19 protein-coding genes are annotated in these 24,984 nt (G+C 47.6%); 8 read left to right on the forward strand and 11 right to left on the reverse strand.

Annotation, left to right across the window (positions count from 1 at the left end):
* The first annotated feature begins 75 nt into the window (after positions 1 to 75).
* The 3 genes from ACES2G_RS08735 (at position 76) to ACES2G_RS08745 (ending at position 3,078) form a co-directional block, all read left to right on the forward strand.
* Complete coding sequence (locus ACES2G_RS08735) at positions 76 to 564, forward strand: hypothetical protein (protein ID WP_347357079.1); 489 nt, start codon at positions 76 to 78, stop codon at positions 562 to 564.
* A gap of 163 nt (positions 565 to 727) precedes the next feature.
* On the forward strand, positions 728 to 2,062 hold the full coding sequence (locus ACES2G_RS08740; RefSeq protein ID WP_374001832.1) for a hypothetical protein: 1,335 nt from the start codon (positions 728 to 730) through the stop codon (positions 2,060 to 2,062).
* Positions 2,038 to 3,078: an alpha/beta hydrolase gene (locus tag ACES2G_RS08745; RefSeq protein ID WP_374001833.1), complete on the forward strand. Its 1,041-nt coding sequence runs from the start codon at positions 2,038 to 2,040 to the stop codon at positions 3,076 to 3,078. The genes ACES2G_RS08740 and ACES2G_RS08745 overlap by 25 nt, the downstream gene beginning before the upstream one ends.
* On the opposite strand, the gene ACES2G_RS08750 is transcribed toward ACES2G_RS08745, so the two are convergent.
* Positions 3,075 to 3,803, reverse strand: a complete 729-nt coding sequence (locus tag ACES2G_RS08750) for a patatin-like phospholipase family protein (protein ID WP_374001834.1) — start codon at positions 3,801 to 3,803, stop codon at positions 3,075 to 3,077. The two genes, ACES2G_RS08745 and ACES2G_RS08750, sit on opposite strands and share 4 nt — an antisense overlap.
* 167 nt (positions 3,804 to 3,970) lie before the next feature.
* Here ACES2G_RS08750 and ACES2G_RS08755 point away from each other — a divergent pair, with 167 nt between their 5' ends.
* Positions 3,971 to 5,935 (forward strand): hypothetical protein, encoded by a 1,965-nt coding sequence (locus tag ACES2G_RS08755; protein WP_374001835.1) that lies wholly within the window; start codon positions 3,971 to 3,973, stop codon positions 5,933 to 5,935.
* Between the two features lie 26 nt (positions 5,936 to 5,961).
* On the opposite strand, the gene ACES2G_RS08760 is transcribed toward ACES2G_RS08755, so the two are convergent.
* The 4 genes from ACES2G_RS08760 to ACES2G_RS08775 form a co-directional block, all read right to left on the reverse strand.
* On the reverse strand, positions 5,962 to 6,882 hold the full coding sequence (locus tag ACES2G_RS08760) for a hypothetical protein (protein WP_347356448.1): 921 nt from the start codon (positions 6,880 to 6,882) through the stop codon (positions 5,962 to 5,964).
* Positions 6,883 to 6,933: 51 nt separating this feature from the next.
* Positions 6,934 to 7,932: a ribonucleotide-diphosphate reductase subunit beta gene (locus ACES2G_RS08765; protein ID WP_374001836.1), complete on the reverse strand. Its 999-nt coding sequence runs from the start codon at positions 7,930 to 7,932 to the stop codon at positions 6,934 to 6,936.
* Positions 7,933 to 8,066: 134 nt separating this feature from the next.
* Entirely contained in the window at positions 8,067 to 10,472 is a 2,406-nt protein-coding gene (locus ACES2G_RS08770) for a ribonucleoside-diphosphate reductase subunit alpha (RefSeq protein ID WP_374001837.1), read from the reverse strand.
* A gap of 490 nt (positions 10,473 to 10,962) precedes the next feature.
* On the reverse strand, positions 10,963 to 11,970 hold the full coding sequence (locus ACES2G_RS08775) for a TIGR01212 family radical SAM protein (protein WP_347356441.1): 1,008 nt from the start codon (positions 11,968 to 11,970) through the stop codon (positions 10,963 to 10,965).
* Between the two features lie 39 nt (positions 11,971 to 12,009).
* On the opposite strand from ACES2G_RS08775, the gene ACES2G_RS08780 reads away from it, so the two are divergent.
* Complete coding sequence (locus tag ACES2G_RS08780) at positions 12,010 to 12,765, forward strand: MnmC family methyltransferase (RefSeq protein WP_347356439.1); 756 nt, start codon at positions 12,010 to 12,012, stop codon at positions 12,763 to 12,765.
* 91 nt (positions 12,766 to 12,856) lie between these two features.
* Positions 12,857 to 13,543: a transporter substrate-binding domain-containing protein gene (locus ACES2G_RS08785; protein WP_347356437.1), complete on the forward strand. Its 687-nt coding sequence runs from the start codon at positions 12,857 to 12,859 to the stop codon at positions 13,541 to 13,543.
* 1 nt (position 13,544) lies between these two features.
* On the opposite strand, the gene ACES2G_RS08790 is transcribed toward ACES2G_RS08785, so the two are convergent.
* The 3 genes from ACES2G_RS08790 to ACES2G_RS08800 are packed head-to-tail and all read right to left on the reverse strand — an operon-like array spanning position 13,545 to position 17,616.
* Positions 13,545 to 15,530, reverse strand: coding sequence for a C45 family autoproteolytic acyltransferase/hydolase (locus ACES2G_RS08790; protein ID WP_374001838.1), 1,986 nt, complete (start codon positions 15,528 to 15,530; stop codon positions 13,545 to 13,547).
* Positions 15,527 to 16,099 (reverse strand): LysE family transporter, encoded by a 573-nt coding sequence (locus ACES2G_RS08795; RefSeq protein ID WP_347356434.1) that lies wholly within the window; start codon positions 16,097 to 16,099, stop codon positions 15,527 to 15,529. Before ACES2G_RS08795 ends, ACES2G_RS08790 begins: the two co-directional genes overlap by 4 nt.
* The gene (locus ACES2G_RS08800) at positions 16,096 to 17,616 is read right to left on the reverse strand and encodes a GH3 auxin-responsive promoter family protein (protein ID WP_347356432.1); all 1,521 of its coding nucleotides are present in this window, start codon (positions 17,614 to 17,616) and stop codon (positions 16,096 to 16,098) included. The genes ACES2G_RS08795 and ACES2G_RS08800 overlap by 4 nt, the downstream gene beginning before the upstream one ends.
* A 144-nt stretch (positions 17,617 to 17,760) precedes the next feature.
* On the opposite strand from ACES2G_RS08800, the gene ACES2G_RS08805 reads away from it, so the two are divergent.
* Positions 17,761 to 18,270 carry a TetR/AcrR family transcriptional regulator gene (locus ACES2G_RS08805; protein ID WP_347356430.1) on the forward strand — a complete coding sequence of 170 codons (510 nt, stop codon included), beginning with the start codon at positions 17,761 to 17,763 and terminating at the stop codon, positions 18,268 to 18,270.
* Here the strand turns inward: ACES2G_RS08805 and ACES2G_RS08810 are convergent.
* The gene (locus tag ACES2G_RS08810) at positions 18,267 to 21,308 is read right to left on the reverse strand and encodes an outer membrane lipoprotein-sorting protein (RefSeq protein WP_347356428.1); all 3,042 of its coding nucleotides are present in this window, start codon (positions 21,306 to 21,308) and stop codon (positions 18,267 to 18,269) included. The two genes, ACES2G_RS08805 and ACES2G_RS08810, sit on opposite strands and share 4 nt — an antisense overlap.
* Positions 21,309 to 21,560: 252 nt before the next feature.
* Between ACES2G_RS08810 and ACES2G_RS08815 the strand changes: the two genes are divergently transcribed.
* On the forward strand, positions 21,561 to 22,916 hold the full coding sequence (locus ACES2G_RS08815; protein ID WP_374001839.1) for a hypothetical protein: 1,356 nt from the start codon (positions 21,561 to 21,563) through the stop codon (positions 22,914 to 22,916).
* Here ACES2G_RS08815 and ACES2G_RS08820 read toward each other — a convergent pair.
* Both ACES2G_RS08820 and ACES2G_RS08825 read right to left on the reverse strand, forming a co-directional pair.
* On the reverse strand, positions 22,913 to 24,217 hold the full coding sequence (locus tag ACES2G_RS08820) for a hypothetical protein (protein WP_347356424.1): 1,305 nt from the start codon (positions 24,215 to 24,217) through the stop codon (positions 22,913 to 22,915). The genes ACES2G_RS08815 and ACES2G_RS08820 overlap by 4 nt on opposite strands.
* Before the next feature lie 79 nt (positions 24,218 to 24,296).
* A complete protein-coding gene (locus ACES2G_RS08825) occupies positions 24,297 to 24,980 on the reverse strand; it encodes a PilZ domain-containing protein (protein WP_347356422.1) in 684 nt (227 codons plus the stop codon).
* Positions 24,981 to 24,984: the final 4 nt, after the last annotated feature.

The following is a 24,984-nucleotide window of genomic DNA, read 5'->3' on the forward strand; positions in this document are numbered from 1 at the left end:
TCTATATGAGATAGGGGTTATGCCAATGGTTTAGTTTGCCGATGAGGATAGGTATCCTAGTGGAGTGAGGGATTTATGAGATCTTCGTTGCGATATTTAGCAGGACTTTCCGGTCTTTGTTTACTGGTGACGGCTTGTCAGCCGATCCAGGGAGATTCTCTTTTGACCGACAGACGGGATGAATCCAGCACACATAATATCAATAAAGATCCCAAATCCGATGAACTGACTTTGAAGATGTCTGCTCCCACATTGAATATGACAAGTGCTGATACCAAGGCTGAAATCACGGGTGACTGTTACGTGTCCACCTATCCATCGCATGCCATCATCGTTTTGAACGGCAGTAATCCTTTGCCAGTGACGGATCTTCATCCGAACACTCCGCTTGGGTCGGGTTACGGGACTTGCAGGAACGGAAGATTTAATATCATGGTGAATATTACTTCATTGGCTTCGCCAGCCAGTCATAATTTGCAGGTTATTCTGCAAGCGCGTGATGCTGATAATAACGTCGTGATAAACACTGCTCTGGGTGCTCCTTTCTTCACCCTGAGCAAGTAGTCGATATCATATCGATTGCACGACAAAATACGCCCCCATTCCAATCGTTATACAGCTTCTTAAGGCCATCCCTCTTTAAGGTCTCTTTTGGCTTGATGTGGTGATAATAATCTCATACTGAGACAGTCGCTTTCTTGGCCTCGGGATTGCATTTCTTAGTGGTATGAAACAGATTCTTTTGGTCCTGATGGGTTTTGTTGTCTTTATAGTTTCTCCTGCTTATGCAGAAGCTCCTGAGTATTTTGAAAAGATGAATCAGTTCGCCCGGCTGACTGAACATCAAATCACATCCTTTGAAAGCTATGTCCAGGAAGCACAGAAGATTTCCCCCGAAGTACGAGGACAGCTCAGTCACTCCCTTAAGCTTCAGCAAAAAGCCCTTTGGGGCGAGGTGGATAGGCTGAAGGATCTTTATGAAAAAAGTTTTGTCTCGAAAACGGCAACGAAGGAAGATCGCAAAGCCCTGGTGTATCACGAATCGAATCTGTCTATTGCGATTCATCGTCAGTTGGTACTGCTGCATGATTTCCTCAGTGAGGTCTCTCCGAAAAATGCGGAACAGAAGCTCTTGTCCTTAATGCGTAAAATGGACGCGATTTCTCTGGATCTGCAGAGCGGAAAATCCATCTCTGTTCCGCCGGGAATGGGCTTGAATCAGGTATTTCAGTCCGGTCAAAAGGTGGCCTCTTCAGTCTGTAAACTTCTTGTCGGATTCTGCACTCGAAAATCGCTTTCGGGCCTGATGGATTCCCTGGATGAAGGAAATTTCATTCGCTCAAAGCAGTATGAACTTGTTGGGGTTGAGGAAATGAAAAAATCTTTCCGTCCCAATGAAAAATCAGTTTTCATTCTTATCGGAAACCACGATCAGCCTTTGATGGATATCGCTCTGGCCCGCAAGGTGTCTTTGGCTTTGGGCAGTGATCATCATGTGACGATGACCAGAAAGTCCGTTTATCCGATTCCGCCGCCAGTGACCGCCGGTGACGTGGTCTTTGTTGTGGATAATGATCCTAAATCCAACCCGGTGCAGGAAAGTCTGGATATTCTTTCGAAGAACATTCTGGAGAAATCCCATAACCGTGTCAGTCTGGCGGTTTATCCTGAGGGAATGCTTCCTTATACAGGCGGACAAATGCCGATGACGGTTAAAGAGGGCGCTTTTGTGATCGCTCGTAAGATGGCTCATCAACTGTCCCAGCAGGGGGTGTCTGTGTATCTTGTTCGTATGAAGACGAATATCATTGAGCACCTGACCTCGGCGGACGCGACCCCAGCTCGAGTGATGATGGAGTCCATTGAACGTGTACCGGAAACAGCTATTGATCGCAGTCGCCCTGATGAATGGATTGAAAGAAACCGCCTTCAGGCCGAGAACTCATTTAATTCCCATCGCGGCAAAACACAAATCGATATTTTTAACTTAGACAAAGTGCCTTACTCCAAAATACCATTAAGTATTGAGATAAGAGCATGTTCGAAAGTATTTGTCCTGTAGTTCATATTATAGCCCTGTGTTGGTGTTTCCTCCTTTTTGCCCCGGCGAAGGCCATTCGTTGGGGATGGCTTTGGTATGCGCAGATCCTTGCCACAGAGTGGGGATTTGCAACGGTTCTTTTGGCGATCGTGCTGGAGTTCATAGATCCTTATGCCGTCTGGTTTATGGGGGCGGCGTTTTATTATATCCAATCTCGGTCTTATCATTTTTATTCTGGCGATATTTCTTTGCCCGCGTTTTCGAGAATGCAAAAGTTGAATCAGGTGTTTGATGGCATCTGGCCTTTTCGGATATCCCCAAAGGGGGAGTCTTATCGGCTGCCTGCAGAGGATCTGAGTCACCTTAAGTTCTTTCCATCTTCCATAGGAAGGGTCTGTATCCACATTCACGGCGGTGCCTGGATTCACGGGAAGGCCGATCAGTTGACGTATCTGGCGGATGTTCTAAAGTATCACGACTACGAAATGCTTTCGGTAAATTACAAAAAGCATCCTGAATACCTGTTGCCAGAGATTATGGCATCTGTGGAGGAGACCTTTAAAAGAATTTGTACGGCCTATGGGCCGGAACAAAAGTTCCTGCTCTATGGACGTTCTGCCGGAGGCCACTTGGCTTTGATGCTGGCGGCAAAGTTTCCGGAGCAAGTGCAGGCGGTGGTGGCTCTTTATCCGGTGACAGATTTTCCTTCGCTGGAAGAAGCGGCCACTGACACGGATATTCTAAAAACCAAAAGCTGGATTCGGAATCTGTTTTTGGGAAAAGAAAATCTAAAAGCCGCGATGAGCCCTGTGCAAATCTGCACAGCCAAAATGCCCCGAACTTTGCTTGTTCATGGCAGCAACGATCCCGTTGTGAATATCCAGCAGAGTGATTTACTGTATAGCACGCTTCATGAACTGAAGGTCCCGGTCAGTTATTTAAGATTCAGCAAAGGCACCCACGGTTTTGATGGTTTGTCCGAAGGGCTTTCTATGCAGACTTTCAAAAAAATTCTTTCCAAGTTTATAATGAACTAGATTTTTTCTTCCAGCCATTGCTGTGTTTGGCGATGGAAAAGTTCCAGAACATCTTTTCCCTTGTCCAAACTTTCCGGTCCCATTTTGTGAGGGCTGGGTCTTTTGAAGAAGAAAGGATTCTTGTGAAGCTTCGCATAGAAGTACTTGTCTTCAATACGACTGACAAGGCCTTGAGCATGCAGGTAGTGAATGACCGGTGTCAGTGAGCTTGATTGCACGCCCTGGACTCCGGCACGATCGCGAATGCCACCGTCCCAGAAGTACTCACCCTCAATCTGAACCGGGTGAAAGAGCACCGGCACCGCCGCAGAAGCCCGGCAAGCGGGAGCGATAAGTCCGCTTGTAAACACCTTGGTTTTTTGTTTGTTGATATTAAAGGCCGAGATATGAAGTGGAATATGAGTGTCAGTAAAGTTGCTGACACAGTATTGCCCCAGAAGCTCTTCAATTTTTTGGCCTTTTAAAAAACCCCAGCCCCAAGCCGGATCCCAGAAGTCACTTTTTCTAATGCTTAAAAAAATTTCTTTTAATTCCGAGGCGGAGCGGCCGCTGGCCAATCCAGCTGCAACCAGGGCACCGGCGCTGCTGCCGCTAAGTGAGGCGGGCTTCAATCCTTTGTCTTCAAGCGCCAGGGCAAAGCCAACATGGGCGAAATAGCCAAAGAATCCCGAGGACAGGCTGAGTGAAAAGGGTTGTTCAGCAAGAAGGTCTGTGCGGGTTTTCATGAGCCTAATATCCTTTGTTCTGAGAGGCAGGTCAATATCCGTGTCCCAAGCGATGAAAAGCCCCAGTGACGATTTTGGCGGGCTGTTTAATTTTTTGTCGGCCTTCAGGGTCATTAGAGAGCCTATTTATCTTAATGTAGGCATCCTAATTGAAACATTTATAAACTATGAAAGAAACTAAACGCTTCCTTAACAATATGAAGTGGTCCGGCCCCTTAACGGCTCTTTTGATTGCAGCGGCAATCCCCTCGATCTCTCAGGCAGAGGCCGGGCAGTGCGGAGCTGTGTTTCAGATTGAGACACAGGCTCAGGAAGCAAAGCGCGAAGTCGTAAAACTTGTCAATAGCAAGGAGAAAGCTCAGACTCTGCGCGAGCAGCTGGAGACAAACTACAAAGCCAGAAATGAAGTGCTGGCAAAACGTTATCCTCAGTTGGAGTATATCTTTAAAGATCCGGAAGCTTTTGTTCAAACCATGAAACAACGTTTCGAGGCGCAGAAGCGCATTACCCCCGAGGACCCTCGTCTGTTTGACTTCCCCGAGGCGGCCACAACGATGAAAGACATCCGGGCTGACCTGGAGGCGTTCCGTCAGGAAGTCGCCGTAGATCTTCGTTCCAGCAAAGACACCTTCCGCAACCGTCTGGCGCATACTTTTTTGGGTCGTCGGTCCAGCAAGGTGGAAACACTTTCCAAAACTCTTTCATACATTCATAAATTGCAAAGAGATTTGGATGTGATGATTGAATCCAATCACTATCCGTATCGTGATACGGTCTATACTTTGTATTACTACTCTCGTATTCGCGGTATTTTCCAATTTAAAGACTTAAGCACTTACTATCAGGTTGCCAAGTACATCGATATGTCGATGCACGGGTATCGTCGTCTTAATATTGATGCTGAACTGAATCTGTACAAAGCAAAGGAAAGTCCGATCATTCAAGTCCGCAGTGGTAAAATCGCCCATGAATTCCGTGTGGCCGAGGTTCCCTTCCGTGAATCCTTTGAAAGACTGGACACACTGGACTTTGTTATCATTCCTTCGACACATGCCTTGGGCTCTTCCGCGTTTATGCATGTTTTGCCTCACAAGATCCATTTCCTGGGTGCGACCAATACACCGGTTCCAGCGGACGGATTTAATCGACCAGGCGGTTTGTTCTGGATGCATGATGTTCGCCACGAGGCGGATCGTTTTATGAAAATGACCTCTTATCGCAAGGCCAACAACATGACCGCAAAGCAAGAGGAAACCATGGCTTTGTTAAGTCAGCAGTGGCAGGCGGATTTCCTGAAGTTGAAAAACTCCATCACGGATCCAGAGCTTAAAGCCTCGGTTGAGCACTATCACTTCTACACGCATCATGATGTGGGTGTGCCTTTGGTTCCAAGTATGTTCCTGAGTCACCACAAGGATGGCATGGCGGTTTATTACGCTTTCTTGTTCCATAAGCGCAATGCGGGTCAGGAAATTGGATTTAAAAACTGGTTTGCGAACACTCGTAAAACTCAAGAGATCCTGACAAAGTTCTGGCAGGAAAGACTGCCTTTAGAACAGCAGCTTTTGCGTAAAGAACCGGTGCACATTACTAAATGGGAAGATTGGTTCCCTATGACCTATAAGCTGGATAAGTCTCAGGTCTCAGTTCTGAATAGAGCAGTGGAGTCCGGCTCCTTGGTGCGCCTGCAAACAGACATGGCGGGTGTTGATGGGGCTCTTTCCAAAGTGATCTATAGCAAAGACGGTGCACCTATCTTTGTGCAGTTCTCGGGAGCAGCTCGTCTGTTGGATCGCGCGTCTCAGGAGCTTCCTGGCCAGGGAGTTTCCGTGCATTCTCAAGGATACTCTTCACCGATCGGAGCCATCAAGCAGATGACGGCTGATGGTATCGTTAAGTCTGAATTCTCGCAAATTCGCGAAAATCAGATGGTTGAGATTCAGTATGAGTCCGGCATCATCGTCAAAGGTCAAATGAAAGGCCTGACTCGCGATGAAAGTGGCGCAGTGAATGTTGTGACTTTCAAAACCGCGGAAGCGGTTTATGGTGAGCAGATGCTTTATAAACCTGAATGGGGCAGTTTCGATCTGATGATCGGAAGCAAAATCCAGTCTTTTGAATTTCTGAATTAAAAGCAGAAGGCGCTCGTTTCCGGGCGCTAAAGAATAAAGTTAAAATCGTTTTTAAGCTTAAGAGGCGCTTCCTGGTCTTTGGTTTCCAGGATCAGGGTGTCCTTCAATTTCAAATCGCGGATAAACTCCGCCCGACGGTGCAAAGGGATCTCTTTGGCAGTGACTGTGGAAAAAGCTGAATTGAACGGGGTTTTCAGTAAGCTTTTTTCCTGATGCTCGGTGGAGGTCAGTGTATCCAGAATCTCCGACGCCAGTTCTTTTTGGGTGGAGTTGGCCGGGATTGCAGCCCCCCAGATCAAAAGAGCACTTAAAAAAGGATGAGATCCTTCTTTGAACTCGCGATTCAATGGTGTTTCTACCGCACCTTCGTCACTGGTTTTGGACAGTTGATCAAGTTGCAAAGTCAAAATTCTTTTTTGCGCCACTTGCTCCCAGATTCCTTGATCCTTCCAGACCTGGAAATGCTTTAGTAACAAGTCCTCATCAGCCAGCAAAAACAAAAAACTTTCCTTTTTGTTTTTCAGGAAATCCATGAAGGTTTCATCCAGAGGGGTGTCGATTCCAGTCTTGATCCAGTAAAAAGGCAGGAAGTAAAAATCCTCGGGGTTTTTGCTTTTTACAAAATCCGAAGACACTCGTTGTAACAGTTCGCCACGGGCTCCGGCGGTGTTGGTCAGAAGGTTTTGGTGTGCCAAGGTGTTGGCCCAATAAGAGGGTAAGAAGATCAAATCGGCAGAAGGGCTGGCAACCACATTGGCCAGCATGGATTCCCAGTCACGAGTCACGGTCACAGAGAAGCGAACATGAAGTTCCTCTTCCAGCTCCTGGCGCAGACTTTCGGGAAATAGAATTTCGTCAGTGGTCAAAACCTGAACTTTGCGTGGACTGACAAAGTAGGCTCTAGAAATGCCTTGGGGCAGGACTCCGTGTAGAAATCCCACCCCCATGCAGATTAGAAAAAAGAATATCCAAAGAATGTTGCTTTTCACGCAACTCGATTAAAACGCTTCGTCGAAGGCAACGGCGCCAGATACGCCTGTTTGGTAGGCGGAAACGCGTCTTTCGAAGAAGTTTGCAAGTTCTTGCATGTCCTGAAGTTCCATGAAGATGAACGGATTTTTCACGTTGTAGCGTGGAGCAATGTTCAAGCTTTCAAGGCGTTGATCAGCGCAGTACTCAAGATATTGTCTCATGTCTTTAGCAGACAAACCAGCAACACCCAGGTTTAGCACGTCGTGAGCAAATTCCATCTCGCATTCGATAGCGTCTTCAAGCATTTGTACAACCATGTCTTCCATTTGATGGTTGAACAATTCTGGTTCTTCTTTACGAGCTGTTTTAACAACTTCGATCGCGAAAGCCATGTGCATGGATTCATCACGGAAGACCCAGTTGGTGCCAGACGCCAAACCAGCCAAAAGACCTTTGGAGCGCAGGAAGTAAACGTATGCAAACGCTGCATAGAAGAACAAACCTTCAACGCAAGTTGCGAAGCAGATCAAATTCATCAGGAAGCGACGACGATCTTCGATCGTTTTCAGCTCATGCAGTTCGTTGATGGAATCAATCCATTTGTAGCAGAAGTCCGCTTTCTTTTTAATGGAAGGGATGTTTTCAACCGCAGCGAAAGCTTCGGCGCGCTCATCTGGATTTGGAATGTAGTTATCCAAAAGTGTCAGATAGAACTGAACGTGCAAAGCCTCTTCGTAAAGTTGACGGGACAAGTACATGCGGCCCTCTGGAGAGTTCACGTGCTTGTAAAGGTTCAACACCAGGTTGTTACCCACGATAGAGTCACCTGTTGCAAAGAAAGCCACCAAACGACGGATCAGATGTTTTTCTGATTCAGTCATTTTGGAGTGCAGGTCCACAAGGTCTGTAGAGAAATCAACTTCATCCACAGTCCATGTGTTTTTGATCCCGTTTTTGTACATTTCGTAGAAAACAGGGTATTTCATCGGACGTAAAGTAAGGTCAAAACCAGGATTTAGAATCATAAAAATCTCCAAAAAAAAGTACGCGCTTAAAAGCGCTGGTTCAGAGGCCCGCTTTCGCGGACCTCTCTCCGCGGCTACCGCCGCTGATTCAGCTTCGGGGGCTCAATCCCCCTCAGCACTCCGCGGGCGAGCCGCTACTGACAAGCTTCGCAGGCTTCTGGGTTTTCCAGGGAGCATGCGATCACTTCAGCGTCAGAGTAAGACTTCTTGGCTTCCTGAGCAGGAGCTGCATCCATCATGCTTTCAGAAGCAGTTGGATTTACAGAGTTGCTGGAAGCTTTCACAGTCGTTTTTGCGATTTTAGTCGCAGGACGAGAGCGAAGGTAATAAGTCGTCTTCACACCTTTTTTCCATGCATACATGTACATAGAAGAAACTTTACCGATAGTCGGGCTTTCCATGAACAAGTTCAAAGATTGAGCTTGGTCGATGTAAGCGCCACGGTCTGCAGCCATATCAACCAAAGACTTCATCGGGATTTCCCAGACAGTGCGGTACAATTCCTTGATTTGTGGAGGAATCATAGCCACGTCCTGGATGGAACCGTCCTGAAGTTTGATTTCGTTACGAACGTCTTCAGTCCAGATACCCATCGCTTTCAAGTCACTCACTAGGTACTTGTTGATCTGCATGAACTCACCAGAAAGTGTTTCACGTTTGAACAAGTTGGATACTTGTGGCTCGATCGCTTCGTAGCAACCCACGATGGAAGCGATAGTTGCTGTTGGAGCAATCGCGATCATCAAAGAGTTTCTCAAGCCGTGCTTTTTGATTTTCTCTTTCAACTTCTCAAAACGCTCTGGTTGAGAAGGTGTCACGCCCCAAAGGTCGTATTGCAACAAACCTTTAGCTGCTTTGGTCTGCTCGTAAGCGCCGTGAGGGCCCAGTTGCTCAGCCAATTCACAGGAAGTAACCAATGCATTGTAATAGATCTCTTCCTGGATTCTAGCAGAAAGATCACGAGCCGCTGCAGAGTCAAACGGAAGCTTCATAAGGAACAAAGCATCCTGAAGACCCATTACGCCCAAGCCAACTGGACGCCATTTGTGGTTGGAGTCCTGAGCTGTTGTGATCGGGTAGAAGTTGATATCAACAACGCGGTCCAGGTATTTCACAGCTGTGCGAACAGAGCGAGCCAGTTTTTCGAAGTTGAACTGACCGTTTTCCACGTGGCGAGACAGGTTCACAGAACCCAGGTTGCACACCGCAGTTTCTTTGTCAGAGGTCACTTCAAGGATCTCTGTGCACAGGTTGGAAAGGTGGATCACATTTCCAGCTTCGCCAGTCTGATTGGCTTTCAAGTTCGCATGGTCTTTGAAAGTCATCCAGCCGTTACCAGTCTGAGCCAATGTTTTCATCATACGGCTGTACAGATCGCGAGCTTTGATTTGTTTGATATAAAGTTTCTTTTCTTCGGCTTCAGCGAAGGCTTTTTCGAACTCTTCACCGTAAGTGTCCACGAAGTGAGGAACTACTTTCGGGTCGAACAAAGACCACATGGCATCAGCTTCAACACGTTTCATGAACAAGTCTGGAACCCAGTTTGCCAGGTTCAGATTGTGCGCGCGTTTGGCTTCGTCACCCGTGTTGTCGCGAAGTTCAAGAAACTCTTCGATGTCCCCGTGCCATGTTTCAAGATAAACGCAGGCAGCACCTTTACGTTTTCCACCTTGGTTTACAGCTGCAACGGAAGAGTCCATTGTTTTCAACCAAGGAATGATACCGTTAGAGTGACCGTTTGTTCCTTTGATCAAAGAACCACGGGAGCGAACGCGGGAGTAAGCCACACCGATACCGCCGGCGAATTTGGACAGAAGGGCGATGTCCGTGTATTTCTGATAGATGGCAGTCAAGTCATCGCTTGGAGAATCCAAAAGATAGCAAGAAGACATCTGCGGACGCATAGTTCCGGAGTTGAACAAAGTCGGGGTGGACGGCATGTAGTCGTGAGAGGAGATCAAACGGTAGAACTCAACTGCTTCTTCCACGGACTGTGCCAGACCGCAAGCCACACGCATGAAGAAGTATTGAGGAGTCTCAAACACCTGACGTGAAGTTGGGTTTTTCAAAAGGTAACGATCATAAACAGTTCTCAAACCGAAGTATTCGAAACGGTCTGTTCTGTATGGCTCGATTGCCGCGCAAAGAGCTGCTTTGTTGGCTTCAACGAATTTATAAGTGCTCTCAGCAAGAAGACCTGCCTGGAAGCCGAAGCTTACAGAGTCTGCGAAAGATTGAATCTTCTGAGAACGAACTTCTTCGTCAATATAGGTGGAAAGAAGGCGAGCCGCCAGGCGGGAATACTCTGGCTCTTCACCGATCAGCAAAGACGCTGTCTGGATACAAAGATTATCCAATTCTTTGGTGGAAGCGCCATCGTAAAGACCGCTGATGGCCTTGGTGGCAACACGCAAAGGATCCACCTGAGTCAATCCTTGGCAATTCTTGGTTACGCGCTCAACGATTTTCGTTACGTCCACTGGCTCCAGTGTGCCATCGCGCTTTTTAACTCTCATGATGTGAGCTGTTGTTTCCAACATGGCTGTATCCCCTCTGCCCAGTTCCGTTTGGGCAAAAAAATCCCGCCCCAAGATCTTCACCCCTCGCAAAGACTTAGGTCTGGTTAGTGCATATATAAGTTGTGTGGTAATTTAGTGAGAACGAAGTTGCTAATCCTTAGCTGTTTCCCTTGAATCCCCCTTAGTTCGCCTTTCGGCTTGCCACTATATCTAGTGGTCTCTAATTGGTGACATATCCATATGCCGGGTATCTCTCTCAATTCCGATCTTGTAATTCTTTCGGGAAGGTTTCAAGCACATTTTTAAAAATAACGCCGATTTTTCTGTGACGTTGCCCATCAAATAAGCAGAAAAACACTTCCCCTTGACTCAATCTGTCTGCACTCAAAACTAGCAAGAGGATGTAATTCTACGTCGTAAAACTTTAGTCCAGGCTTAAAACCCATGTTTTGGGGTAATAAAGCTGAAATTTTCCTGTACTGATCTTACAGAATCTTAAATTGCGCGGAAACTAAGCACGAACTGCGTCTGATCGTTGCGATTTTTCGAACAAACGCTTTTGCAAAGCGACCTCAGTTTCGTTCGAAGCGTGAAAGTTCTGGGATTGATAGGCGCCGTGGCTGCGCAAAACATCAATAATGTGTTGGTGTGTGCCCATTTTGTTCTTCGTCCACTCTGGTGCGACCAATTCATCCCAGCGCGATGAATAAGCGGCCAGGCGGTGCAAAGCCAGGCGCGGGGAAAGGTGCTGCAGGAACAGCTCTACACGACGAGTGTAGGTCTCCCTGTCGATCGGAGAGAATTCGCCCTTGTGATACATCTCCTCCAGAGGAGTGCTTTTCAGAACATGCAGGTTGTGCAATTTCACGTTGGTGATCGGCAGGTCGTTGCAGATCTTTGCGGTTTCAATAATCTGTTCATCAGTTTCCGTGGGGCTTCCGAAGATCAGATGAATGCCCAGATCCACTTTCGTGCTTTCCGCAATTTTGTGAATGGCCGCGATGGAGTCTTCCGCAGAATGCCCGCGGCGCATGAATTCCAGCTGGTCATTGAAGAAACTCTGCACGCCCAGTTCGACGGCGACAAAAGATTTTTCGTGATACTCCTGCCATAGATCCAAAACCGACTTGGACAGGCAATCCGGGCGGGTGCCCACCGTAAAGCCTTTGACCCAGGGATAAGACAGCGCCACATCAAAGTTGTTACGAAGAGCGGATACTTTAGTGAAAGTATTGGTATAAGCCTGGAAGTAAATCAGGAAAGCTTTGGCGTTGTACTTCTTGCTGATATGGGCGTGGTACTTTTCGATCTGCGTGCGCAGTTCCATGGAAAGGCTTTCTGCGTTGGCGGCAGAGCCCCAAACGTCACAAAAAACGCAGGTCTGCATGCCTTTTAAGCCACGGCGGTTTGGGCAGTCGTCCACGACAGACACCGGCACCTTATAAACCTTTTCGCCAAAGAGTTTATTGTAGTGCTCACTGATAGTATGATAGGGAAGCCCTAACCAGCCTTTTTCCATAGGCACTTTTACAGTTTTCTTCTGCGGGAAGTCAATCAAATGAAGTCATGGGTCGATATTGGATTTGAAATTGAAATTACGGGCGACGGAAGTCCCAGTCTGCGTCTGTTGCAGTCGGTAGATGCAACTAAGGATCGCGGAGAATCCATGCATCACTCAGGAGGAGCTTGTTCTGAGACGTTGATGATTTATGGCGAACCCATCAAGTCCGTCTGTGAAAAGATTTATAAGCCTCACTTTTTGGTGGTGGGTTTGGGATTGGGTTACATTGAGCTGGTAATTGCCCGTGAAGCGCTGCTGGCCGGAAAAGAGCCTGAAGAGGTTGGACTGATCACCAGCTATGAAAGTGTGCCGGAATTGCGCGAATTCTTCTTTGGCTGGCTGGGGGACCAAAAAGAATCTCTTCATGAGGAAATTTGGACAACCTATGATCAGGTCCTGGAGCATGTGATTCGTGGAACTGAACTATCGCCTGGGATGCTAAAGTCTTTCTTAAGAAAGCATTTTAAAAATGTGTCTGACATTCAATCCGCTTTGAACGCAGACGTGGTCTTGCCATCAAAATACCACTGCATTCTTTATGATGCCTTCAGCTCTAAAACTTCCCCGTATTTGTGGGAGGAGGAATTTCTGAATCGCATTCTGAAAACCGGCACTTTTGAAAGCAGCTTGTTGTCAACTTATGCCTGCAAAGGGACTTTGAAGAGAGCCCTGAAAGAGCAAGGCTTTGAGGTGATTTTGCGGGAGGGCTTTCAAGGAAAGAGAAACTCAACACTGGGCTTGAAGAACATCTAAAAATTGTAACGAAGTCCTGACTTAAAGACCTTGCTAAAAATCATCAATAAATCTTTACTTAGTTATGTCTTTAATTCGGAACGTTGCTGCTATGTTGCTTTTTCCTGTCCTGGTTTTTGCAAAACCCTTGGTGCTGGCCACGTTCACAATTCCCCTGATGGTGGAAAGCCCGGAAAAAGGGCTGTTCATTTCCTTAACCCGCGAGATCGCCAAGCGTAACAGTCGCACGGTAGATATTGTGGTACTGCCAACCGGAAAAACACTGCTGGAGTTCAGTAATGGCAAAGTGGATGGAATTTTTCCGGCTTTGGATGTCTATGTGCCCAAGTCTTCCGCGAAATCCACTCCGTTCTATCGTAAGGTGGATTATGCCTTTTATCGCAAGTCATCCCCTTTACGCAGTATCAAGGATCTGGAAGGAAAAAGGGTGGGTCTGACTTTCCGTTATCCCTATGGAAAAGATCTGATCACGAATAAAAAAATAAAATTTGAATATGCTTCTGATGATATTCAGAACATGCACAAGTTGGGTCAGGGTTTGATAGATGCCTTTGTGGTCGAAGAAAGATCCGGATTGAAGGCTCTGCAACTCAGTGGTGAACGCAATATTGATTTTGATAAAACCCAGCCCCTGTCTGAACAAGTCGTTTTCTACGCCTTTCAGGACAGTGAAGAGGGACGAAAACTGGCCGAGATTTTTTCAAAAACCATTGAGGCGATGAAAAAAGATGGCAGCCTCGATCGGGTCCTGACCGAGGCTGCGCATATCCAGCCTTAGATTATTCTACTGTTCCCAGGCGGATCTCGGCATCAAGGACAATGTATAATTGTGCCTCTTCGCCCAAGCTCCACTGTAAATCGTAAAGTTCACTTTGACGCGGATATTTTTGAATCAAGGCAGTCAGAAGCATGCGGGCTTCGCTGCGGTAAAGCTGCTGGGTCGCACGAGACTGACGAGCTTGCGGCTTCAAGGTTTCCGCCCGGAATCTCCACAGATCCAGTTGGAAAGCTTCGTAAGGATGCAAGCTGTCACCCAGGCGTCCGGCAATCTCAGAAAGTTTTTCCTGGGCTTCGGAAAGATCCTGAAAGGCAGCGTCACGCTGTCCGGACAGAATGTTTTTGGCTGCACGCAGAACTTTGATACGAGCCCACATAAACTCATACGGGAATTCATACACATCGCTTTGAGTCGCCGTCAGGGAAGCTGTTTCCAAAAGTCCCAAAGTGCGATCAATGCCAGAGATAGTTTTATGATCCTGTTCGTTGCTCAAGTAAGCTTGAACATAATATTTCATGGAATCATACCAAGCCGGTTTCGTCGGATCTTCCCAGGCTTTGGTGGTCCCTAGAATTTGCACAGGGGCTTGCTGGTCCGGTCCTAAAAGACGGAAGCCGACAAAGTGGGAGCGATTGGTAGGATAGGTTTCAGCGACACTCATCCACCATTCCTGACGCCCTGGCAGCATCACGTGAGTGGCTGCGGTATAAAGCTTGGTCGTGGTGCGACCGAAGCTGCGCGGACCCACAAGTTCATCCGTGTGGCCACTGAGACGGTTGATAACCCATTGGGCATCGATCTGGCCAAAATCTTCACCTAAAGTGCGTTCGACGTGAGCAAGACGGGCGCGGGTTTCCAGTGTTTTGTTTAGGCTGTACTCATAACCTTCCTCGCTGGTCTTGCCACCCAGGAAGTGATTGCTCTGACCTAGGAACTTCTTCTGAGTGCGACGGGCAACAACAACGGTGTCACCGCTAAGTTCAATGGAAGCGGATTCATCGGTCTTGGAGTCAGAAATAAAGAAAGTCCAGGCACCAAATCCTTTGCGCGTCTGAATCATGGCAATGGCTTCATTCAGTGTGCGGGCTTTCATCAGGACAGAATGCAGAAGGTAAGGGGCGATATCGGAAGAGCCGCCGTCATAGCTGATACGAGTGCCTTCGGTTTGCAATTCGTGCAGACTGACAGAAAGGCCATAGTTGTTGAAGCCACTGATGCCACCGGCATAATGAAGGCCGGCAGAGCCAATCCCCACCGAAGTCATTCCGTTTTTCTGGCGATTGATCACGATCACCTGTTCAGGCTCATAGAAACCCAAAAGCCCGGTGTCGAAGTTGCGACCGTGAATAAGAGCTCCATCCCTGGAGCTGTTCGCAGATGCACTAATCCCTGTGCAGCCCATTTTGATGGAACGAAGTCCTTGCGCCAGTTTTTTAAACGGTTTTGCAAGGGTGTTGCCAATAAAATAGGGCGCACAAGAGGCAAAGACTTTTAAAGCGCCTTTGCGCGGGTTTTCGTCAAGCTGGCGCTGCATGGAATCAGCAAAGATGGAAAACTCCACCATGTAATTGCTTTCTTCAAAATGCTTCCAGTCCACGGGGCTGCCGGCGGCCTGAAGGCCACGGTACAGATTTTTTAAACCATCTTTAAATTCATCAGAAACGCTGGAGCGGTAGTTGTTGATCACACACTTTCTGATCAACTCGATCTTTTCACGGCTGGATTGATCCAGCTCTGAAAAAGCTCTTTCGGTGCGAACCTGGACTCCTTTAAGGACTCCGGATTCAATTTCCTTTCTCAGAAAGTAGCCGTGATAATAAGCGGTTTCAGCAAAGCCACCCTGCAGATCCAGAACATGCACAGACTTTCTTGTTCCCGGAGCCTGACAGATGAAGTGTTTTTGACCTTTGAGTTCATTCTTTAATACGCAATCAGCAAAAGCCCCTGCGGGAAGGAAAAAGGCCAGAAGAAGAGCGATCTTTTTCATAAAATCTCCAGAGAAAGATAAATCGAAAATCCCAAGAAACCACAAGCTGCGACAATTTCAATTTTTCGCAGGAATTTCTTTAAAGGACCGTGAAGCTGTTTTAGCCCCCACAAAAGCCCCAGGAAGCTCAAAACAAAAGTTAGAATATAGACGCCGACACCCATCCACAGGGCGGCGCTTTTTTCTTCGGTCAGTTGCACGAACAGACCGGCATAGATCAAAACCAGATGAAAGTTGCTTAAAGTCAGCAGCAGACTTTTGCTGAACCCCTGGGCTGGAACTTCCAGGTTTTGCGGGTTCGGCTTACTTAAAAGAACCTTCACCGAATACAGCAGCAAAACTGTCGCGGTCAGGGCTGTCAGCAGATTCTTCAGCCAGGATTCATGAAACAGCGGGCTTTGCAATAAGGCCATCGCGAGCACAATGTAGGTCAGATCGCCCACCAGAAAGCCTGCAATCGACGACCACGGCCATTGGCGACGGGACACCAGGCTGCGAATGATGCTGAAGCTGGCAGGTCCAAGGGCAAAGGCTGAAAGAAACCCGACGGTGATCATCCAAAGAATCATTGAACAGTCCCAGTTTGTTCCAAATGAAGGCTCATGAAATTCAGGTATTCTTCAGCTGTTTCAAAAGTGGTTTTCATTTTGAACTGACCACGGCTGCGATTTTTTTCGAAATATTTTTGCAGGTAATCAGCGTTCATCAGATGAACTTGAGCAGGACCCAAAACTCCCACTTCGCGACAATCATGATAATCGCCATTCTGTTTTTGCATTTCTTTGTCCAAAGCCGCAGCAAGAACTTCTGGATTCACATCCGTTTTTGCCGGGACGAATAAAGTCCAAAGGTAGGAGGCTTTTCCATCTTTCATTTGTGGCGACAGGAAGAAGTGTCTTAGATCCACATTGGTGGCATTTTTAGCATTCAGATAGCAGTCCAGGATCTCGTCATCGCTGACTTTTTCCGCTGCCAGATTCATTCCTGTGCTTTTACGGCCCACGAATTCGAAGACCAGATCGTCATTGTGAAGCTCAAAGCTGATCACGTCTTTCATGGAATAATGAATCATGCCGTTCGGGGTGCCAATGTTGATATAATAAGGAATGCCCATTTCAATTTCGTGCAGGCCCAAATTCTTTTTAGGTCCTTCCACCGGAGTGAAGGAATAAAGCAGATCCGGATTCAGGAAATATCTTTGACGGCCATTTTGATATTTTTCATAAGGCAGACCAATGGCAGCCTCGGTGGCAGCATACAAACCGTAATAGTTCAGTTCGTGACCCACCAGGCGGTCAATACGTTCCTTGTATTGTTTGATCGGAGTCGCGGCATAGACGAAAACCTTCAAATTAGGCCAGATTTCGTTGATGGTCTTTTTACCGGTCTTCTGCAAAACCGCCTCAAAGATACTGATAATATAAGTTGGGATTCCGCTCACCACTTGAATGTCCTGCTGGATGGATTCGGAAACCAGCATTTCAATCTTTTTGTCCCAGTTGGAAATCGCTAATACCTCCCGGCAAGGGAAGGTGTTTTTAGCCAAAGCCTTTGGAACACGGGTGCTCAGAATCCCGGAAATGTAACCAAATTTAAAGCCGTTTTGAGAGTACAGATAAGGATCTGAACCGAAAGTCAAACGGCCGACTTTCAGGAAATTGATCTCAGGCTCCAGCGTGCTCAGTTTACTCGCAACGCGTTTCTGAGATTTGACGAACATGCGAATCATGCGCTCATTATAAGGAACGCGCTTGGAGTCTTTGCCGGAAGTCCCGGAGGACAGGCCGAAGTATTCCACTTTGTCTTTGAAAAGGATGTCATTGTGACCCGCTGCAATCATGTCCACATAAGGAGCGTATTCGTCGTATCCATATACAGGTACATGATTTACGAACTCTTCATAGGATTGGATGTGGGAAAGGCGCAGGTCCTTATAAAGGCGGGTGCCAGCAAGGCCACGTTTAAGGCTGGCGAAATTCTTCTCTTGCTTAGTGAGAAGGTCTTGATGCGTGACGGTCATTCTTTGACCGTAGGTCTTCAGATACTTTTGGCCCAGAGACTGAACAACATGATTCACTGCGAACATAAAAAAACTCCTTCTTTGGAATGGAGGCAATTTATTTCGGTTTAGAGCCCTTGTCGCTTTCTGGCGTTGACAGGATTTGGCCTAATCTGTCGAATATGAGGCCTTCCATTGACAGATTTCGGTCTTTTTTGTCAAAATTACCAAATGGCAACTCAATCGAAGGAAGAAATCTATTTCGCGGTTTGTAATGCGATCCTGAAAATGGAGGTCGCCAAGGGACATCTGGCATGGACTCTGTCGGATATTTCCCGGGAATCCAATGTCACCCGGTCCTTGATTTACTACTATTTTGGTAAGGAAAAGGATGTGGTCCTGGAAGAGGCCTACAAGTTCGTTATTTCCCATGTCTTTAATATCGAACGGACGAAATCAGTCGGTATTCGCGATCGCCTGCGTGCGATTTTAAAAGACGTCAAGAACATGCCTTATTTGTTTGTCCTGTATTATCTGGAAAAAAATGCCGGAACCCGTTTCGGCAAAATGATTCACGAGGCCGAAGCATTGCTTTTAAAGGCCATGAAGCATGAGTTTCCAAATCTTCAGGACAGGCAGCTTCTGGAGATCTACTTAAAGGAACTTGGAGCGATTGCCTTTCAGCTTCCGCCCGAGCAAGTGGACACCTTATTTGAGGACTATATCAAGAAGCCGACTTAATCCTCGGCCAGAGCTTTGGGAGTAAAGCGGGTGGCCGTCAGTCCCTGGTCCAATTTGACCTGGGTGAGTATAATGATGGTGCCTCTTTTGTTCTGAACATTCTTAATACTGATTTTAGAGGCACGCATTTTCGTTCCGCCGACATTTTTGTATCCGGTAAAATCCAGCACCTTTAAAAGCTTCCCCTGTTTGTCGAAACATTCCACCTTCACCGGAACAAAGTCGGTTGCGGAAACATAGCTGACAATCTTGGAATAGCTGCTGGAAGTTTTGGCAACATCGGATTCAATCAGCAGGTACTTCTTTCCTTTGATATCAAGTTCTTTCTTAACGGTGCTTTGCGCACTTTGATCGCGATTGAAGTCAAAGTCTTCAGTGCTCAGCTCGGATCCCAAAATTCCGCCTTGGCCGGATTCTCCGGTCAGTCGGCGGGTCTGTTTGGTGGAGGGCAGGTAAATCCATTTGTCTTCCTGTTCACCCTTCAGAGTTGCCAGCAGAGCGGTGCCTTTTAGATCCTGGGGTTTTTGCATACGGACCAGAAGGTAGTGTTCTTTCTTTTGCGGGCTGAAACGCCAGATCTTCATTTCGCGGTCTTTGCTGGAACCGTCCGCTTCGATGATTTTCATTTTCACTACAAACTGCTCATCGCGTGAGCGCAGCCGTTGTCCCATTTCTTCGCCGACCTTTTCGGCGGTGGGAAGTTGGGCCTGCGTGCGGGTCGGAGTCAGGGTGATCATGAGGGCAAAGAAGATCATTGCGGCTGTGGCCATGGTTTTCTCCTTCCTCCACGGTACAGGGGCCAGGAGCCAAGGGCAACTTTTCAGCATAGTTGGAAGAAGAATCAAATCACCCACCAGTCCAGCGAGCATTGACAAAAGCATATAGAAACCAAAGATCCTGTTCATTGCAAAATAGGAAGCCAGGAAGACTGAGAAACCGGCCAGAAGGACCAGTGTTGAAATCAGGCAGGGGTTGCCTTCGCGCCACAAGGTTTTTTCAATTTCCAGCTCCTTGCTTTTTGAGTTCTTCTGCAAAGCGCGCAGGCGTTCCAGCAGATAAACCGTATTAGTAAATGCCAGTCCCAAAGCGATAGAGAAGATGATGGCAATACTTGGCTTGATGGGAGTTTCTGAGATAGCCAAAAAGCCCAGTAAAGCTGCGGGAGGGACCAGGTTCGGGATGCAAGCGACCAATGCCCAGCGCACAGAGCGGAAGACCAGGATCAGAACCACGGCGATAGCCAGCATTGAGTGCCAGAAGCCAAAGATCAGTTGTTTGGACAGATCATTGTTCAAGTGATGAATCGTGGACCCCATGCCGGTGATTTCCACGTGCATTTGCGGGAAGGTGGCTGTGGCTTTATCTTTAATAGTTTGCACCAGTGATTGCAGCTGATTGGACGGAAGATCGAAAGTTCGCACGGAAATACGGGTGTTTGAGGAGTCCGTATTCAGGAAGTTTTTCAAAGGGCTGTTGCTTGAAAGGGAATACAGAAAGAAAATCTCTGCAGTCTGTGATCTGCTGGCTGGCAAACGTGTGTGATGGATATTGGCTGCGGCCACCAGATCCGGCAGGCCGACAACGCTGCCGACTCCTTGAGTCTTGCGAATGTCTTCCAGAAGTTGATCCAGTTGTGCCAGAAGTACGGGATCATTCCAGGTGTCTGCGGGGCCTTTGACTTCGATATCCAGCGGGATCATACCGCCGAGTTCACGGTCAATTGTTTCTGTGGACAGGCGAACCTGATGGTTTTGTGGAAGATCATCAAAAAGGCGTGCGGACCACGACAGGCTTTGGCCTTTAAATGCCAGTGCCGAGCTGACTAAAATAATCAGAAAAGCCCAGATCCCTGACCTGCGGAAAAGATACAACCCCCAACGCGCTTTGGCCCAGGCCCAGTCGCGGGCTTTCGGGCCCGGAAGGAAATACAGTAGTGGGAACAACGTCAGCGTCAGCACGATCCAACCGATGACAATGGCTCCGGCGGCGGTCAGGCCGTAGTCGCGAATCAAAGGAACTTTCGTCGCCAGCAAACTTAAAAAGCCAATCATCGTGGTGGTGGAAGCGAAAAAATTCGGGCCGAGTATAACTTTAAACGTATAGACGACGAGTTCTTGATGAGAAAGGTGCGGCTGATTCTTCTGCTCTTCGGAATATCTTAGTAAAGTATGGATAATCAACGAAACAACATCCACGGTGGTCAAAATAGGAATCGTTGTGGAAAGAACAGAAAACGGATAGCCCGCCAGCGCCATCACGGCCAGAACAACGATGTTGGCGCAGACAATGACAATGAAGGAAATAATCAAAGGCGACCAGTTGGCGAAAATCAGAGTCAGAACCAGGAAGCATGCGATAAAGCCCAGAACGACAAAATTACGAAGTTCGGTTTGCAGCAAGACGCCCACGTCCGTCTGTACTGCCGGAGTCCCGCCGATTTCCACATGGGCAAAGGGAACAGAGGCAGCCGCGGTGACGGCAAGGTTCTGGCGCAAAGTCAGAAGTTCTTGTGTGTGCAGAGGTTTGATATTGATGATCACCGAGGCGGTCTTGGCATCCTGGGATATCAAGGTCGGAGATATCAGGGGATTTTTAAGAGTCTCTTCCTGCCATTTTTCTTCCGGAAGATTTTTCAGTAAAGGTCCGACACTCAATCCCTCGTCACTGTTGATGGCTCCTTGGACGGTGGCCAGGCTTAAGGTGTTCTTGACTCCGGGATAGTTCACCAGCAGGGCGGTCAGAGACTCCAGAGAGCGGATTTTGTCTTTGTTAAACCAGGTTTCTGATTCAGCATTTATTTTTGCTGTGATGATGAATGGCTGTGAGTCTGACAACTGAAAGAGTTGTTTGGTGTGATCATCTCGTTCCAGCAGAGGGTTATCCTTGGGAAGGAACTGTTTTAAACTGTACTGCGTTTGTAAACGGGGAAGCGCGAATAGACCAAGGATGGTGACCAGGAAAACAAAAAGAAGAGTGGAAATGCAGAGAGTTTTGACGGAAAATTGGGAAAAAAGTTTGGCGATTTTCGTATTCTTCATTGAACTGTCTTCTTTCGATTCTGCTGGTAAAAGTTCCTTTAGATTTTTCAGTTGTAGCCGTAACTTAAGAACATGATGACTGTCGAGATGAGGAAACGAAGTTCTATGATGACAAGAAAACTATCGGTCGCGCTACTCACATTCTTAACATCTGTACCTGCATTTTCTGCAGCGGTTGTGGAATCAGAGTTCGAGTTGAAACTACCTAGACAATTTCAACAAAGTTTAATTGAAGAAAAGTGGAAAAGCCTCATGACTAAAAAGTTTCAGGCGAATTGGCTATTTCCTGATCAGCGCATTGTCAGTCAGGAGATTCCGGTGGATATCAAGGGTCTTTCATTACAATTGAAAACCCAGCTTCAAAAACCCGCACTGGGGTCTAGCGAAAGTACTTTGGAGCTGACCTCCAAAGATCTCTCAGCGCAACTGCATATTGCTGAAGTGTCCGTGGATCACATCATAGAAAAGAATGTGGGCGGTATTATAGGACGCTTCCGTGTTCAGGCTTCCTGTAAGGATATTGTTCTGAATCTGAAACACAACGAAGGTCATTTCAAGGTTGTGGTCACGCCCCGGGTCTCGGGAACGCAGGCGGGTGCCCTTGTGAATTCCGTGGATCTGGCTTGGAATCCAGGAAGTTGGGCATATAGTCGCGAATTTTTGTGTGCCGGAGCGGAAGGCTTCGATGCTATCTTGCGTGCAGAGGTCGAGAAAATTGCCAATGACTCGGCCAGCTTCGTGACTCCCCAGAAAGATCTTTTGAAAAAATATGTGCAGGATTATCTGCAGAATGTGACACTTGATTTCTCAGCTCCCCGTAAGCTGGTGGTCGCGCGACCTGATATTGATGTCACAATGAAAGTGCAGGAGTTTACGGATCTGGGAAATGCGGGTCTTCGTGCCAAAGGTATTTTCGAGATCGCCTTCACTCGCATCGAGGGGGCTGATCGGACAGTTCTGAAGCTGGATGGAGAGTCTGATGTGCAGGCGTCTGAAATGGCTTCTTTGCGGCTGCCAAAAGACTTTATTAAAGTGGTTTTGGCTGAAGCGTATCGCGCGAACACCTGGCTGCATCAACTTTCCTCAAGTCAGCTTCCGGGTTTCTCCACGGTGATGAACTCGCGCTTTGTGCAGTTCTTTATCTGGCCGGAGCTGATGAAATATTCAAAGTCTGCCAAGTTTAATTTTGATGTGTATTCGAACAAGGATGTCGAGATTTCTGGCAAAGGTCTGCAGTATCAAGTGAAGAGCCAGATGTATGCGCGAATGCAGGCGCCAAAATCAGGCAGCTATATTCCGTTTATGAATTTTTCGTTGCCATTTACTTCGAAGGTCGAGGTGAAGTTAAACAATGGAAAAGCACAGGCGAAGTTTGTAAACCCCACTCTGGGGATGTCGGCTTCTTATGACGCCTCTTATGTGTCCCGCTACAGTCCATCCAAACGCTTTTCCGCTTCCACGATTCGGGATCGTATTATCGATGGACTGTGGGGGCAGACCGTGAGTATGAGTCTGCCTAAGGTTCCGGTGGCAGAAGGGTTGAGCCTTCAGGTCAAAAAACTTCTGACCACGGACTCTGCGGATCTGGTTTTGCAGATGGCTCCTTAGAACGAGCGGCTTAGAGAGAGAGCATAGGAATTATTTTTGCTGTACACACCCAAAGGAGTGTCACTGGAGCCCTGAATAAAGCTCGCGGTGGCACTCACAACCCAGGCATCGCGAAAGCGTCGGCTGAGACTGTATTCCTGATAGAGGCTTCCGCGAATACTGTCATAAAGCCCCATAAAGTTGGCACTCCAGACCTCTTTCCAGCTTAAGCGGCCGCCGCCCATATAGGCGCTGCGAAAGATTTCCGAGATGGAAAGATTTGAATCGTTCTTTTTTTCTGTGTTCAGGAAAGAATACTGCAGAATCGCAATAAGCATTCCGCTGTCTCCAAGCGTAAATGTCTTCTCCAGGCCCAAAACATTTTCGTTGGTCCATTTCTGCAGGTTTGGATTGTCTTCCAAGGTCTCTGTATAACTGCCGACCGCTTTAAAGAGAAAATTCATCTGATTGCTGACAAATGAGATCCCGGCCTGGCGGATGCGGTAATTGTAGCTGTTTAAGATCACATCAGGATCAACCCGGATGATGGTCTTCGGGGAAACCTGCACGATATCGCCTTTAACCTCGGGGACAATCAAAGGAAAGCCTGAGGCTCCCTCAAAGGCACTGAAAGAAAAATCAATAACCTCTCCCCGGCGTTGCAGACGAAGGGCATAGTTGTTTTCAGCAGAATCCCCCAGGTTCTTCCGCGAGCGAGAATGATAGCGAAGGTTTTCAGGAAGCAGTAGCACCAGGTCATTTCCTGCAGTCTGGGGCAGGAAGACTTCTCGTGGCATCCAGCGACTGTGATCACCCGGCAAAAGAGACCCTTGGTTTTGGGGAATAAAAATCATTTCATAGTCCCAGTTTCCCAGGGTTTGCGAATACACAACAGATAAAAGCCCCAGCTTCCGACTGTGCAAAGGATCGAAGTACTGGCGAGGATTGACGATGTCCAGGGGGTTGTAGCCGTCGGTCACTCCCCAGGAAAAGAGATTGTATCCCCCTTGCAGGGAAAAGCTTTCACGCTGATAACGCACAAAGGTTTCTCCGGGATCAAAGAAGCTTTGCTCTTCAGAGGATTTATTGTCGGGATTAGCGATGAACACAGGCTTGAAAGTGAATCTGATGGAATCCAGATACTTCCAGCGATAGATAGGAATGAGCTCCAGTCGATAAAGGGCGTCATTGGTGTCTTCTCCGTAAGATTCCGGAAAAATGACGGCATCGATCTTACTGTCAAGGTGAAGACTCCATTCGGTCTTCCGGGCTCCGGCAGAGACCGCCGACGAAAGCAGGATCAATGAAGAAAGAAAAAACACAAGAAGTGGCATTCTTAAGAGCACAGCATAGTTGCATCAAAATCGCCATATCAGGACCGATGTTAGATTGCAGAAAGGCTTAAACCGTGGCGAATTTGCGAACGTACTCGATGATAGAGCTTTTGAATTCTTCTGGGAGTCCGACAAAGCGCAAGCCTGCGTATCCGTCGTTACCGACATAGACGACTTCACAGGTCGTGTTGATTGTCACAAAAAGATTCGGGCTGGTCAGAGTTCCTTTAAAGCGTTCTCCGATTTGCAGATTCTGGGCATCATTCACTCCCAGACCCCCTTCGCTGATTGAAATGACCCGGCAACTGAATTCGCCTTTGGGGCTTTCACAAGCCAGCGTGCCGACCATGGGAACACGCGGGTGCGAACGACGGCTGATCCCCAGATCATCAACAATTCGTGGGACGGAGTAGATTTCCTTCCAGACCTTGGAATTGTCGGTGCAGATATCCACGGCGGAGTAGTCACGGAGTTTTTTTAAGTAAGTAATCAGATCCGAATACTTCATGGCAGGCTGTTCTTTGCCTTCCACGCGGAGTTGCCAAAGGCCGGGAGGTTCATTCTGAGCCACGGCGATCTGGTGCTGATCTTTCAGGGACTGGCGCCATTTTAGCGGGGTCATCCATTCAGATTGGCCGCGCCCCCAAATCTGGGCTTCTTGCGTGTTGGTCAGGCGGGATTCGATCTCTTCATGATCAAAGGGACCGGTGACCTGTCCTTCGCTAAGAATAAACCAGTTTTTTGGATTCACGGTG

The sequence above is a fragment of the Bdellovibrio bacteriovorus genome, from assembly GCF_041888015.1.
Lineage (GTDB): Bacteria > Bdellovibrionota > Bdellovibrionia > Bdellovibrionales > Bdellovibrionaceae > Bdellovibrio.